The sequence below is a fragment of the Paraburkholderia atlantica genome, from assembly GCF_000092885.1.
Lineage (GTDB): Bacteria > Pseudomonadota > Gammaproteobacteria > Burkholderiales > Burkholderiaceae > Paraburkholderia > Paraburkholderia atlantica.
In genome coordinates this window covers 1,126,861-1,141,632 of the sequence record NC_014119.1, presented here as the reverse complement: position 1 = coordinate 1,141,632, position 14,772 = coordinate 1,126,861, and the positions used below count along the sequence as shown (strand labels likewise).

Annotated in this window: 10 protein-coding genes; 8 read left to right on the top strand and 2 right to left on the bottom strand. The window is 63.0% G+C overall.

The genetic code is table 11. The features are described from left to right. Positions 1 to 35: 35 nt before the first annotated feature. Both BC1002_RS32805 and BC1002_RS32800 read left to right on the top strand, forming a co-directional pair. A complete protein-coding gene (locus tag BC1002_RS32805) occupies positions 36 to 3,341 on the top strand; it encodes an adenylate/guanylate cyclase domain-containing protein (protein WP_013094282.1) in 3,306 nt (1,101 codons plus the stop codon). A gap of 96 nt (positions 3,342 to 3,437) precedes the next feature. Further along, a complete protein-coding gene (locus BC1002_RS32800) occupies positions 3,438 to 4,949 on the top strand; it encodes a pyridoxal phosphate-dependent decarboxylase family protein (protein WP_013094281.1) in 1,512 nt (503 codons plus the stop codon). Between the two features lie 54 nt (positions 4,950 to 5,003). Here the strand turns inward: BC1002_RS32800 and BC1002_RS32795 are convergent, their stop codons facing one another. Next, the gene (locus BC1002_RS32795) at positions 5,004 to 6,152 is read right to left on the bottom strand and encodes a helix-turn-helix transcriptional regulator (RefSeq protein WP_013094280.1); all 1,149 of its coding nucleotides are present in this window, start codon (positions 6,150 to 6,152) and stop codon (positions 5,004 to 5,006) included. Between the two features lie 360 nt (positions 6,153 to 6,512). On the opposite strand from BC1002_RS32795, the gene BC1002_RS37030 reads away from it, so the two are divergent. Next, positions 6,513 to 6,773: a hypothetical protein gene (locus BC1002_RS37030; RefSeq protein ID WP_013094279.1), complete on the top strand. Its 261-nt coding sequence runs from the start codon at positions 6,513 to 6,515 to the stop codon at positions 6,771 to 6,773. Positions 6,774 to 7,347: 574 nt separating this feature from the next. After that, entirely contained in the window at positions 7,348 to 7,830 is a 483-nt protein-coding gene (locus tag BC1002_RS39620; protein WP_337999510.1) for a BON domain-containing protein, read from the top strand. Positions 7,831 to 7,870: 40 nt separating this feature from the next. Here the strand turns inward: BC1002_RS39620 and BC1002_RS32780 are convergent, their stop codons facing one another. Beyond that, complete coding sequence (locus tag BC1002_RS32780; RefSeq protein ID WP_013094277.1) at positions 7,871 to 10,369, bottom strand: GcvT family protein; 2,499 nt, start codon at positions 10,367 to 10,369, stop codon at positions 7,871 to 7,873. 48 nt (positions 10,370 to 10,417) lie between these two features. Between BC1002_RS32780 and BC1002_RS32775 the strand changes: the two genes are divergently transcribed. The 4 genes from BC1002_RS32775 (at position 10,418) to BC1002_RS32760 (ending at position 14,771) form a co-directional block, all read left to right on the top strand. Next, a complete protein-coding gene (locus BC1002_RS32775; protein WP_238538047.1) occupies positions 10,418 to 11,647 on the top strand; it encodes a DeoR/GlpR family DNA-binding transcription regulator in 1,230 nt (409 codons plus the stop codon). Next, positions 11,637 to 12,458: a DeoR/GlpR family DNA-binding transcription regulator gene (locus BC1002_RS32770; RefSeq protein ID WP_013094275.1), complete on the top strand. Its 822-nt coding sequence runs from the start codon at positions 11,637 to 11,639 to the stop codon at positions 12,456 to 12,458. The genes BC1002_RS32775 and BC1002_RS32770 overlap by 11 nt, the downstream gene beginning before the upstream one ends. 1 nt (position 12,459) lies before the next feature. Continuing rightward, on the top strand, positions 12,460 to 13,311 hold the full coding sequence (locus BC1002_RS32765; protein WP_013094274.1) for an EamA family transporter: 852 nt from the start codon (positions 12,460 to 12,462) through the stop codon (positions 13,309 to 13,311). Between the two features lie 302 nt (positions 13,312 to 13,613). Next, positions 13,614 to 14,771, top strand: a complete 1,158-nt coding sequence (locus BC1002_RS32760) for a 2-aminoethylphosphonate--pyruvate transaminase (protein WP_013094273.1) — start codon at positions 13,614 to 13,616, stop codon at positions 14,769 to 14,771. Position 14,772: the final 1 nt, after the last annotated feature.

The window sequence follows — 14,772 nt, the reverse complement described above, 5'->3', positions numbered from 1 at the left end:
TTGACTGATTCGAAACCTTCCTGTCAGGAGGGCTCGTGGACGTCGCCGTATGGCTGCACAACCTCGGAATGGAGCGGTACGAACCGGTGTTTCGCGAAAACGCCATCGACGCCGACGTGCTTCGCAATCTCACCGCGGACGATCTGAAAGAACTGGGTATTGCTTCGGTGGGTCATCGCCGCAAACTGCTCGCCGCGTTGACTGAATTGCGGGCGCGAAGCGAACCCCGGCACGGCGCCGCGAGTCCGGCCGAGGCGAAGGGCGAACGACGGCAAGTCGCCGTCCTCTTCGCCGACCTGTGTGGGTTTACCCAGATGAGCCGTGAAGTCGACGCGGAGGAAGTACTGGCCGTGCTCGATCGCTACTTCGAGCAGGCTGACCGCACCGTCGAGCAGCACGGCGGGCACGTCGACAAGCATGTCGGCGACTGCGTGATGGCCGTATTCGGCGCGCCAGTCTCGCATGGAAACGATGTCGAACGCGCCGTGCGGGCGGCACTCGCGATCCGGGACGGGATGCCCGACCTGGCGCGCGCTCTCGGCCGGCCGGTGTCCGTGCATATCGGTATAGCCGGCGGCGAAGTCGTCGCAAGCGGCACCGGTAGCGCGACTCACAGGGAATACACCGTCACCGGCGACACGGTCAACCTCGCCTCGCGTCTCACCGATGCGGCCGAGCCGGGGCAGATCCTGATATCGGAGACCGTGCGACGCCCGCTGGCTGACCGCCTCGACTGCGTCGAACGCGGCGCGCTGTCGGTCAAGGGCTTCGCGGAAACGGTCACGGCGTGGTCCATCGCCGCCCTTCTGCGCTCGCGCCCGGGCCGGCCATTGGTCGGCCGGCATCATGAGATGCAACGGTTTCGATCGGTGCTCGATTCGTGCCGCGAGACCGGCGTCGGACGCACCGTTCTGCTGCGCGGTGAGGCCGGAATCGGCAAAACACGGCTGGTCGAGGAATTCGAACGCGAGGCACGGGAGTCAGGATTCCTTTCTCATACGGGCCTCGTGCTCGACTTCGGTGCAGCAACCGGACGTGGCGCAATTCAGTCTCTCGTGCGCGGCCTGTTGGCACCCGACGGCTCAACTGATGCGGACGCGAGTGCCGCCGGCGTCGAGCATGCGCTCGATACCGGGTTGATCGACGCTGGCGACGCGCTCTTTCTCGACGATCTCGTCGATGTACCGATGGGTTTCGAGGACCGGACGGTCTACGAGGCGATGGACAATGAAATGCGCGTTCGCGGTCGACGCAACGCCCTCGCCCGGCTCGTCCAACGCGCGAGCCGCCAGCGGCCCCGGGTACTTGTCGTCGAGGATATTCACTGGTCGGACGAATCGACGCTTCGCGACCTCGCCGGGCTGTCGGCAACGATGGCGGGATGTCCGGCCGTACTCGTGCTGACCGCGCGAACGCACGGCGATTCGAGCGAAGAGCCGTGGCGCGCGGCGCTGAGCGAGCCGTATTCGCAGATCGATCTGGGTCCGCTGAGCACCAGCGACGCGCATGCGATGGCCAGATCGTTTCCCGGGGCGCAGGCAGGTCTGGCGGGACGCTGCATCGCACGGGCGGCGGGCAATCCGCTGTTTCTCGAGCAGTTGCTGAACGACGCGCAGGACGGTCAAGGGACCGGCGTACCGGGGTCGGTGAGAAGCCTCGTACAGGCACGGCTGGATCGACTCGATCCCGCCAATAAGACAGTGCTGCAGGCTGCCTCGGTGCTCGGCCAGTTGTTCGAGAAGGAGGCAGTCGATTTTCTCGTCGATGGCGACGGCGCTAGCGCCGATGCCGGTGTTGCGCTGGAACCGCTCGTGATCGGTCTGCTGTTACGACGTCAAGGCAGCGGATTCATCTTCCATCACGCGCTGATTCGCGACGCCATTTACGACGGGCTGCTGAAAAGCCGGCGCCGCGATTTGCATCGTCGCGCCGCACAGTGGTACGGCGAGCGCGACCTCCTGCTGCGTGCCGAACATCTCGATCGCGCGGGAGACCCCGGAGCAGCGCTCGCCTATTGCGACGCAGCGCGCTCGCAGGCGTCGGGCTACCACTATGAAACCGCGCTCCGGCTTGTCGAACGAGGGCTCGATCTCGCGGATCAACGTAGCGAGCGCGCCGCACTCGAGTGTCTGCGTGGCAATGTCCTGCATGACCTCGGTGACATGAAGTCGGCACTCCATGCATTCGAAACCGCTCTCGAATTTGCGACGACCGACGCGGAGCGTTGCCGCGCATGGATCGGGCGGGCGACTGTGAAGCGGATCATCGACGATCTCGACGGTGCGTGGGCCGACCTCGATCATGCCGCCGAAGCCGCTCAAGGCCTTGCGCGCGAGCAGGCGCGCATTCACTTCCTGCGCGGCAACCTGTGTTTTCCCCGCGGCGATATCGACGGTTGCGTGCGCGAACACGGACGCAGCCTCGCCCTCGCGCGCGACGCGTGCGACCCCGAACAGGAGGCGGCCGCGCTTGGCGGCCTCGGCGACGCAGAGTACATGCGCGGCCGGATGATCAGCGCCCACGAGGCCTTCAGCCGCTGCATCGAACTTTGCCAATGCCATGGCTTCGGACGGATTGAGGTTGCCAATCTGCCGATGCGGGCGATCACCACGTGGTTTACCGGCGAAGCCGCGAGCGCACTCGACGCCGCGCTCGCCAGCGTCGCCGCGGCGCAGAAGGTGGGTCATCCCCGGGCGCTTGCCGTCGCGCATCACGCTGCCTGGCACTGCCTGCACGATCGCGCGGAGTGGGATCGCGCGTGGGAGCACGTCGCACCTGCGCTACAGTGCGCGCGCGAGCTGAAATCGAGGCGCTTCGAAGGTGAAGCGCTGGCATTTAGCGCGGAAATGCATCGTGTTGCCGGCCGTCAGCGCGAAGCGCGCGCCGATATCGAAGCGGCGCTGTCGATCAGCCGCGAGACCGGCATGAACTACCTGGGCGCGGCTTATCTCGGCGTGCTCGCGCGCACGACGGATGACCCTGTGGTCTTCGCACAGGCGCTCGCGGAAGGCGAAGCTTTGCTCTCGGCCGGAGCGGTGAGCCACAACCACTTTCTGTTTCGACGCGACGCGATAGATGCATGCATCGACCGCAAACGCTGGGATGCGGCCGCGCATCATGCGGCGGCGCTTGAAGACTATGCGCGCCGCGAACCATCGGCCTTTTCTGCATTTTTCGTGGCGCGCGCGCGGGCGCTCGTCTCGTATGGAACCGGCAAGCGCGATCCGGCATTGCTGAAGGAACTGCAGCGGCTACGGCAGGAGGGCGGCAGCCTGGGCTTCCTCTATGCGCTCCAGACGATCGACGCTGCGCTTGCGCGCGAGGCGGATCGAGAAAGATGAGTTCACCGCTGGTGTGGAGGGGCGTCCTTTACTCGTCCTGTGTCTTCTGCTGGCGTTATTCTTGTTTGCTCAACATCGAACCCGACAGGTGCCGTGATGGATAAGAACGACGCAGACGGTTTGCTCCCTATCCACGGCGTTCAGCCACGTACCGAGGAAACGCTCGATCCGGACGATTGGACTGCGCTGCGCACACTGTCGCACCGCATCGTCGACGATGCGGTCGACTACCTGCGCGATGTCCGCAGCCGGCCAGTGTGGCGAAGCATGCCCGAGGACGCCAAGGCCTTGTTCGAGCAGCCGCTGCCACGCTCGGCGTCATCGGCGGAGAGCATTTATCACGAGCTTGGCGACAATTTGATGCCTTATCCACTGGGCAACGTGCATCCTCGCTTCTGGTCCTGGTATATGGGCGCAAGCAACTTCACCGGAGCACTGGGAGACTTTCTGGCGGCAATTCAGGGTTCTAACCTGGGTGGAGGCAATCATGCGGCGGCCTTGATGGATCAGCAGGTCGTCGACTGGTGCAAGGAGATGGTCGGCTTTCCCGTTTCGGCCAGCGGCACATTGGTCAGCGGCGGCTCGATGGCAAACATCATTGCGTTGACAGTGGCGCGCAATGCGAAGGCTGGAATCGACGTGCGGGAGCATGGTGTAGCGGCCATCGACCGGCCGTTGCGCTTTTACGGCTCCGATCAGATGCATAGCTGCCATCGTAAGGCTATCGAGTCGCTCGGCTTGGGAAATACGGCGTTGCGGCGGATCTCGACCGATGCGGCGTTGAGAATCGACGTCGCCGCTCTGCGCAATGCGATCGCAGAGGACCGGGCCGCGGGACTTCAACCCGCGTGCGTGATCGCAACGGCGGGGACCGTCAATACCGGCGCGATCGACGATCTGATGGCGCTGGCCGACCTGGCCGCTGAAGAGGACGTCTGGTTACACGTCGACGGATGCATCGGCGCGCTGATTGCGATCGCCCCCGACAATGCATATCGCGTTGCGGGCATCGCACGCGCTGATTCGATTGCCCTCGATCCTCACAAGTGGTTGCACGCCCCGTTCGAGGTCGGTTGCGCGCTCGTTCGCGACGCCGCTGCGCATCGACGCGCATTCGCGCTGACACCGGAATATCTGCAACCCACACCGCGTGGAATTGCTTCGGCTCCCTGGTTATACGAGTATGGATTGCAGACGTCCAGAGGTTTCCGTGCGCTGAAGGTCTGGATGGCTCTGAAAGAGCATGGCGTCGAGAAGTTCGGCCGTCTGATCGACCAGAACATCGCGCAGGGGCGCTATCTCAGTGACCTCATCGACTCCGAGCGACACCTTGAGTTGGTCGTGCCGACCAACATCAACATCGTATGCTTCAGATATCGGCCAGAGAAGGAGATGGAAGAGGAAGCGTTAAAGGCTCTCAACATCGAGATCATGTTGCAGCTTCAGGAGGCTGGTATTGCTGCGTTGTCGGACACAACGGTGCAAGGAGTACATTGCCTCAGGGTCGCGATATGCAATCACCGGACCCGTCGGGACGACCTTGATTTGCTGGTCAAGGAAATCGTTCGGCTAGGAGATCAGATTTTGCGTGGAAGTCGTAGCGATTGACTTCCGGACCCTTGGGATCGTTCGCCGTGAACCGCAGGTGGCGGCGGGCATTCTCTATTCGCGAAAGATATCTGTGCCACCACGCAGCAGCAGCGAGACCAATTGTGACTGGCGATGAGTTTGTGTTTTCCCCTCAATATCCTTCAGATATTCTCGTGCGGTCTCAGATTTGATTCCCATCATCAACGCGGCTTCGTCAACATCATGTCCGCGCGCCAGTAGTGCTGCGAACTCAGCCTCTCGCGGCGTGAGCCCGAACGTTTTCGCAACGTCCGACTGATCGACTGCAACGGGTCGCTCCGGGTCGAAGAATAATAAAGCCGTGCAAACAAGTGGACTGATCCCACCCAAGGATTCAGGCGGCATCACCGGTATGGCGCGAACGATCAACGGTAATCGCGGAGATCGTCGAGAAACATAGCAGCGAGGCGATGCACGCATCGTCAGGCGACTGATGGTCAGATTCGACCGGTCACCATTGATATCGATCGCGCAAGCAATCGTGTCCCGCAAGCTTTTCGCGTCCGACAGAACGAGGGCAGATACTTCCTGATGGTTAATTATCAAACCGTCGTGAGGTTCGCAAAGCGCTTCGGCATAGCGATTGACAAAGACGGGTCGGGCTTTCGAGTCCAGAAGCACGACGCCTATATTGAGGCGCATCAAAAGCTCGAATGCACCATTGGCGCGCAGATCAGCCGACACCATATGACTGCGCGCGTTCAAGGCCGCTGTTAGGTGCGGCGCTATCATTGCGGCAGCCGAAAGATCGGCCTCGCCAAAGTCTATGGCACCAAGGTGTCTACCCGCCGAGAAATAAACCTGCCGCGTATCGGAGTGGGAAACCGGCAGAACGAGCCCATAGAACATATTCGCGGGCTTGACTACCTCGTTATAAATGTGAGTGCGTTTGAACTCGGAGTCTGAGATTTCTGATGACTGTCGTCGCGGTGTTCCAACAGGAATATTTTTGATCCACTGCGGAAGGCGGTTTTGAAATTCACGTTGAAGCCCTCGAGCAAGAACCGGCTTAAGCCCCGCCGACACCGAAAGCGCCGTCACGCCTCCCTGGGTCGCGATTAAAAATCCCCAGTCCGCACCGATGGCCGTGACAATACTTGCCGCAGCCTCTTCCCACGCTTGCGGCGCTAGAACCGCTTCGTAGATACGCTGAATCGCTAAATGGATATTGTCTGTGCCCACAGTCGCCCTCATCCTTGCCACAAGAGGGATCAGGTAACCTCGCCGATTTCCAGTTTAAGCACGTCTCGATGCTTTAAAACGCCTTTGGGCGGCACTAGGCCGCCAGAATCGATGAAAAATGTAGTCGAATATTCATCGTGTAACTACAACAAAATATCGTCGATCATCTCGTTGAGCAAATCATGATTCACTTTGGCGTCAATCATTCTTTACTCCCAAATGGGGGTATGCGAGCGATACAAGCTGCTCAAAAATAGTTGGCGACATCCGCCTTTGCCGCCTGACTGTAAGGGCTGCCGATTCGAAGTGACTTTTTATCTTTCCTGAATCGAACAGCCCAATATTGATCGGAGTCAAACCATGTTGCCATTTCTCTCGCTGCATGCACTTGCAGCGCAACGCGGTGATGGGCTGCGTCCCGAACTTCTTGCTCTGCTCCTGCGCCACGCACAATCGGACATCGGCCTCTGTGCCGACATTGAGCCGGACGAAACAGCGATTCCCTGCAAGCCGCCAGAGACCCTTCAACGTACCTCGGCAAATGAAGATATTCGTGAAGAGTGCCACGCGAAAAGCCCAGAAACCCCTCACTCTGGCGAGTGCGATGCGCGGGTAAATTAACCGTTGAGACCTGGCGGCGTTGCAATTCCATGGGATACTTCAAGTCGCTTGAAACCGGATGGCGCTTTAAGCTGCCTCCCGCTGTGTGCGGACGGCGATTGCGACGTTCGACAGCGTCACGATTTGCCCGAATGCCTGGCTGATTGCCACTCCCTGGTAGCAAAAAGACCCAAATACACACCTGCTGCCAGACTCCTAAGAACACGTGCTCTCTCTGCTCAACCGCTCGGCCGCAGGCGCCTTTACCACATGAGGCCCAGCGTCGCGCAAAACGAATATTTACGCCCCGCGTATCAGCCTGGCGCGTTTCTTTAAGTTCCTGTTCCGATTTTCGCGTAAGGCGTACTCTTTTGTACGTATGCGTCTGAATTGATGGCAGTGGACTGCGTGGGTTTGCGTAACCGCCCTATCCGTTTCGTTGTCATCGACTGCAGGATGTTAAGTGGCAGCGGCCCGTTCGTCGCTTCCGCGCTAGCTATTGTCGGACAGGTTTTGACCGGACAGCGTTGCGCGTAACTCGATTTGCCGGGCGGGACAAGTTCACGGAAATGCCACAAAATCGCTCAATCGCGCTATGAACGGTAGAGCCGCGCCCAATCTTTCTGTCTTGCACCGCAAGGTTGACAGAACCCAAAGGAGGCAAAGCATGAACGTAAGCAAAGCGAGCAAAATAATCGGCGCAACCTTAGTCGCGGCCATCGCGAGTGCCTCGGCCTATTCGAACCCGCAACCGGGTCTGAGCGTGACGGCCGACGTGGTCGCACAAAAGGTGGCGGCCTCAGGCTCACCGCCTCGACCCAAGCCGGATACTTCGATAGTTCGCGACGTTCGCCGTGCCCTCAGGCGCGTACCGGATATGGATGATTCAAAGATTCACATCAGGTCGAGCCGCGGCGTCGTTACGCTCACCGGGACGGTGCCGGAGAGCTGGCAGATCTCGCGCGCTGCCAACGCGGCGAGATCAGTGCTCGGTGTCAAGTCGGTGAGAAATAGATTGACCGTGCGAGAGAGCGACGAAGCAACCATTGAGCAGCGTCCCGCGGCATCGGCCGGATAGGTGGCGATGCTCGACAGATCGGACCGGATTGCACCTTTCGTCACGCGTATGATGCGTCGCCGTGACCAAAAGAAGTCATTCGGCAAGCGTAAGGCGCCTTCAGATGCACGCTTGCCCTCACCTGTTCGCCCGCCACGTCGATCGTATAACGGCCTTGCGCGAGCCACGCGGCATCGGCGGCACCATCGGCACGGTTCACGAAACCCATTGCGACCGGACATCGCAAGGTATGCCCGAACGCGGCGGACGTTACCGCCCCTACCGGCTCGCCATCGCGCAAGATAGCTTCGCCACCCCATAGCATCAGATGTTCGGCGCCGTCGACCGTCAGGATCACGAGACGCCGGCGCAGCGGCGCGTCGCGCAGACGCAAAAGGGCGTCGCGGCCGCGGAAGTCGATGTCCTTGTCGAGCTTGCAGGCGAATGCGAGGCCTGCCTCGAACGGATTGCAATCCGGCGAAAGCTCGCGGCCCCACGCCCGGTAGCCTTTTTCGATCCGTAGCGATTCGATCGCGTAGTAACCGGCGTTGACGAGCCCAAACAGCTTGCCAGCCGCGTGCAAGGTCTCGTAGACGCCCACCGCGAATTCGACCGGCACGTACAACTCCCAGCCCAGCTCGCCCACGTAGCTGAGGCGCGTCGCGCGCACCGTCGCGTAGCCGATGTCGATTTCGCGGCTCTGGCCGAACGGGAACGCCTCGTTGCGCCAGTCGGCCTTCGACACGCTTTGCAACAGCGCGCGAGCGTGCGGCCCCATCACCGCGAGCACCGCGTACTGACTCGTGACATCGACCACCACGCAGTGGCGCTCGGGCGCAATCGCCTTCTCCAGATAGTCGAGGTCGCGCGTTGCCTGCGCCGAGCCCGTGACGACCAGGTATTGGTCGTCGGCGAGGCGGGTCAGCGTTAGGTCCGATTCGTAGTTGCCGCGCTTATTCAGCACGCCGGTATAGACGGTGGTGCCGGGCGGCACGGCGACGTCGTTCGCTACGATGCCTTGCAGCACCGCTTCGGCGTCGCGCCCCTTGACGAGCAGTTTCGCGAACGAGCTCATGTCGAACAGGGCGACACGCTCGCGGCACGCGCGGTGCTCGGCGCCGCTCCACGGCAGCCAGTTCTGCTGGCCGAACGCGTAGTCGATGCGCGCTTCCGCGGGGCCCGGGGCGAAAAAGTTTGCGCGCTCCCAACCCATCTTGCTGCCGAAGCACGCTCCATCGTCGCGCAGCAGCGCATACAACGGCGAACGCCGGAATGGCCGCGCGGTATCGAGCTCGCGATTGGGCCATGGCATCGCGTAATGCAGACCGAGCGTTTCCTTCACGCGGTCGTGCAGCCACGTGTCGTTGCCATTGAAGCGCGCAAAGCGGCGGATGTCGACCGGCCACAAGTCCATGGTCGGCTCGCCAGCGACGATCCACTCGGCGAGCGCCATGCCCGCGCCGCCCGCCGACGCAATACCCATCGAGTTGAACCCTGCGGCCACGAAAAAGCGGCGCAACTCAGGCGCCTCGCCAAGGATGAAATTGTTGTCCGGCGTGAACGATTCGGGCCCGTTATAGAACTGCCGGACCTGCGCGGTTTCGAGCGCCGGCACGCGCACGAGCGCGTTTTGCATCAGGATCTCGAACTGATCCCAATCGTCCGGCAGAAGCTGGAACTCGAAGTTCTCCGGGATACCCGCCATGCCCCACGGCTTCGCGTTCGGCTCGAAGCCGCCCATCACGAGGCCGCCCACCTCCTCCTTGAAGTAGATGTAGCCATCCGGGTCGCGCATCACGGGCAAATTGCGATGCACGCCGGGGATCGGCTCGGTGACGATGTAGTAGTGCTCGGCCGAATGCAGCGGCACCGTGACGCCGCACAGCCGCCCGACCGCCTTGGCCCACTGGCCTGCGCAGTTGACGACGATGTCGGCGTGCAGCGTCCCTTCGGCGCCGTCCTTGCGGCGCCAGGTGACGCCGCAGGCCTCGCGGCCCTGACGCGCCGGGCGAGTCTGCACTGCGGTGATGCGAACGTTTTCGACGATACGTGCGCCGCGCATGCGTGCGCCGCGCGCGAGCGACTGTGTCAGATCGGTGGGATTCGCCTTGCCGTCGCCCGGCAGCCAGACCGCGCCGAGCAGATCGTCGGTGCGCATCACCGGCCACAGTTCGCCGGCCTCGCGCGGCCCGATGACTTCGCAGGCTACGCCGTAAGCGCGCGCGACTGCCGCCGTGCGTTTCAGCTGGGTCATGCGCTCTGCCGTGCGCGCGACCGACAACGACCCGCACTGCTTCCAGCCCGTGGCGAGGCCGGTCTCGGCCTCGAGCTCCGCGTAGAGCTTCGTCGAGTAGCGGATCAGCTTCGTCATGCTTTCCTGCGCCCGCAACTGCCCGACGAGACCAGCCGCATGCCAGGTCGTGCCGCACGACAGTTGCCCCTGTTCGAGCAGCACGACGTCGGTCCAGCCGAGCTTCGTCAGGTGCCACGCAACCGAGCAACCGACGATGCCGCCGCCGATGATGACGACACGAGCATGGCGTGGGATTTCCGTGGACATCGGGCGACCTCGCTTTTTTGGATGTGTGTGGCAATGTGTGGAAAACGTGTGGCCATAGACTGCAACAAAAAGACGCAAAAAACAACAGAAACCGGAAATCAGCGGAAGGCAGCGAAGAGCGGGCGCACGGTGGAAATTCGCCCACAATGCCTTGTCCAACGGGCCATGACGCATGCCCGGAATCCGCGAGACACTTGCCCATCTTGTCTTTTTCGAGCGGTGACCGGTGGCAATCCAAATCGCAATAAAACTCCGAGTGACGAGGAAATGTGTGCTATTTTGTGGATTTGTGACAGCCCAACTTGGCGCGCCGTTACACCTCGCGCGCCCTTTTTCTTTTGGTCACCCCGGTCGCCTATGTATCCGTTGCTACGTCGTGCCGAGATTTTGCGGATCGCCCAGTCGCAGGGCACCACCTCGATTGCCCAGCTCGCCGAGGCGCTCGCCGTATCGGACGAAACGATCCGACGCACCGTCAAGCCGCTGATCGAGGAGGGCCTGCTGATCAAAGTGCACGGCGGCGTAATGCTGCCCAGCCATCTGGAAGAGTCGCCGTTCCGGCGGCGTATGCACGAGCACCGGGCGGAAAAAGAAATCGTCGCGCAGCAGATTTGCGAACTCGTGCAAGACGGCGACTCGCTGATCCTCGACAGCGGTACGACCTGCACGCACATCGCCCAGGCGCTGCGCAGCCGCTCCCGGCTCACGGTGATCACCAACTCCGCCGCCATCGCCAGCCTGCTCGCGCAGCACAACGGCAATCGCGTGTTCATGGCGGGCGGCGAGCTCTGCGCGGACGACGCCGCCGCGCTCGGCGAGCCGGTGCTCGCCTACATCCGGCAGTTTCACGTCAAGTACGCAATCGTCTCGGTGACGGCCGTCGATCGCGCGGGACGCTTCATGGACGCACAGCCGTGGGATGTCGAGTTCACGCGTGCCGCGTTCGGACAAGCGCGGCGGCGGGTCGTCGTCGCCGTGCACGCCAAGTTCGAGCACAGTGCGCTGGTGCGCGCGATGAACGCCGACGAGATCGACGTGCTGGTCACCGATGCGCCGCTAGACGCGCACTATGCGCAGATCTTCGCTGCGGCACGCGTCGAGGTGCGTTATCCGGGCAGCGCGGCCGCGCCGATGACCGTTGCCCTCGCAGAAGGGACGGAAGGACCGGGCGAGGCAGCGCACCGCTCGCCCCCGCGCGGTCTGTCCGATGCGACTTGCCATGCATCCACCGACTCCATCGCCGACGATGCGCACGGAGAGCCACACCATGCTCGATAACCGCTCAGCTGGGCCCGTGCCCGCTTCATTGAACCCGAACCGCCGGCTCGCGATCGAGCGCATCGACTACATCGTCCAAAGCCTCGAGGCGAGCGGCTCGGTCAGCGTCGCGAACCTGTCGGCGACGCTCGGCGTGTCGCGCGAAACGATCCGCCGCGATCTGAAGATTCTCGCGGAACAGGGCCGCGCGAATCTCGTACACGGGGGCGCGTCGAAGCGGCCCGTCGCCGAGCCGTCGCTGGCAAGCCGCGAGGCGGTCAACGCGCTGGGCAAGGCGGCCATTGGTGCCGCGGCCGCACGGCTCGTCGCCAACGGCATGGTCGTGCTGATCGATTCGGGCTCGACCACGCTGGGTCTCGCCGAGGCGCTGCAGCATCATCGCGATCTGACCGTGATCACCAACAGCCTGCCCATCGCACTGATGCTGTGCCGCGCGCCCGGCGTGAAAGTCGTCGTGCTCGGCGGCGACATCGACCCGAACGACGAAGCCGCTATCGGCGTCGAGACGATGACGGCGCTCAGCCATTTCCGCGCCGATCTGGTGTTTGTCGGCGTGGGCGGCATCTCGCCCGAAGGCGAATTCACCGACTACTCGCGGCTCGCCGCCGAGCAACGTCATTTGATGATGAAGTCGGGCAAGAGGGTTTACGTGCTCGCGGACCATAGCAAGTTCGAACAGCAGACGCCCGTGCTGATCGCGCCTGTGCCGCACATCGCCGGACTGATCGTCGACGCCGAGCCGCCCGCGGGCATCGTCCGCGCCTGCGCCGAACAGCGCTGGGAAGTCATCATCGCCAATCGCCACAGCTAGCATGACGATGACGCTTCCCGTGTTCTTCGCCGTGCTGTCGGCCGCGCTTTTGCATGCGGGCTGGAACGCGGTGATCAAGGTGCGCCTCGATCCTTTTCTGGCGATGACCCTGCTGTGCATCGCCTGCGGTCTGATCGCGCTGCCGTCGCTAGCGTTCACCGGATTCGCTCGTCCTGCCGCGTGGCCCTGGGTGGCGGGATCGGTGGCGCTTCATTTCGGTTACTACGTGTGTCTGAGCGAGGCATACCGTCGTGCCGACATGAGCCAGATCTACCCGATCGCGCGCGGCTCCGCGCCGCTGATGACCGCGCTCGTCTCCGTCACGATCTTGCACGAGACGATGAGCGCGGGCGGCGTCGCGGGAGTCGTGCTGCTCGGCAGCGGCGTGTTGCTGCTGTCGCTGCGCGGCCGCCATCACTCCGCATCGGAAAACCATGTCGCGCTCGGCTTCGCGCTGCTCACGGCGGTGACGATCGCGGGCTACACGGTCGTCGACGGCGTGGGCGCGCGCGTCGCCGGCAATCCGAACTCATACGCCGCGACGCTGTTCGTGTTCGATGCGTTACCGATGCTGACGCTTTGCCTGTATCGCTACGGGCTGGCCGGCATGGCGCCGATGCGGCGTTTCCTGGTGCCGGGCTTCGCGGGCGGCGCGATGTCGCTCGCGGCGTACTGGATCGTGATCTGGGCGATGACACTCGCCCCCATCGCCCTCGTTGCGGCAGTACGCGAAACGAGCGTGGTATTCGCCGGCTTCATCGCCGTGTATGTGCTCAAGGAGCCGTTCAGCCGCGTGCGCACCGCGGCCGCTACGTTGACGTTGGCCGGCCTTGCGCTGATGCGGCTGTTCTAAGCGTGCTCTTCGGCGCTGAAGGCGGGGCACCGGCCTCCTGAGCAGTGACGCAACCGGCCGCGCCTGTCACTGAATCGGCGCCGGCTACCACTCCCCTTTCCTCCACGCCTCCCAATGCGGGTTTGTCCCGAGCGGAGGCCGCTTTCCCATATCCATCGCGGGCTTCGCCATCCTCCAGGCGGCGGTTCGCCTGTCCGAACGGAATGTGGCATTTTTTGGCATCTTGACGGTTTTTGTTGCAGCTCCTAGAGTGGGGCTCACGCACCTGCGCAGTACCCAAATCGACCCACAAGGAGACATCGATGACCGGTTCCACCTATGCATCGCCGGCTTGTTCCGAAACTGGCGATCCACTGTTGCTGACCCCCGGACCCCTAACGACGTCACGCACCGTCAAGGCCGCGATGGTTCACGACTGGGGCTCGCGCGACGCCAACTTCATCGAGATCAACCGCTCGGTTCTCGCGCGCCTTGCCGCGATCGCCAATGGCGCGCGCGACTGGGTGACGGTACCGATGCAGGGCTCGGGCACCTTCGCCGTCGAGGCGATGCTCACCACCTTCGTGCCGCCCGGCGGCGAGGTGCTGGTGCTGATCAACGGCGCATATGGCAAGCGCGCGAAGCGCATCCTCGAAATCGCCGGCCGCAAGACCGTCGTGCATGAAACGGCCGAGGACACGCCGCCCGATCTCGCCGAGATCGAAAAGGTGCTGGCCGCCTCGCCGTCGATCACGCATGTGTTCGCGGTTCACTGCGAGACCACCGCGGGCATTCTCAATCCGATCGCGCAGATCGGCGCGCTCACGGCCCGCTACGGCAAGGGCTATCTGGTCGATTCGATGAGCGCGTTCGGCGCGTTGCCGCTCGACGTGCAGACGATGCATATCGATGCGGTCGCCGCGTCGTCGAACAAGTGCATCGAAGGCGTGCCCGGTCTCGGCTTCGTGATCTGCCGCCGCGAGGCGCTCGCCCGCACGCCGGGCAACGCGACTACGCTCGTGCTCGATCTGCACGAGCAATGGACCAACCTCGAAAAGACCAGCCAGTACCGCTTCACGCCGCCCACGCACGTGATCGTCGCGTTCCATCAGGCGCTGGAGGAATTCGATGCCGAAGGCGGCGTCGCTGGGCGCGGCGCGCGCTATCGCAACAACTGCCGGATTCTCGTCGAAGGCATGCGCGCGCTCGGCTTCAAGCCGCTGCTGGCTGAAGCGCTGCAGGCTCCGATCATCGTGACCTTCCACATGCCCGAGGACCCGCGCTTCGAATTCCAGCGCTTCTACGACAGCCTGAAGTCGCGCGGCTATGTGATCTATCCGGGCAAGCTCACCGTCGCGGACTCGTTTCGCATCGGCTGCATCGGCCGGCTCGGCGAGCGCGAGATGCGCGCCGCGCTCGGCGCGATCAGCGAGGTGCTAAATGAAATGGGCATGAACGCGCCGGTCGCGAAAACGGCTTGAA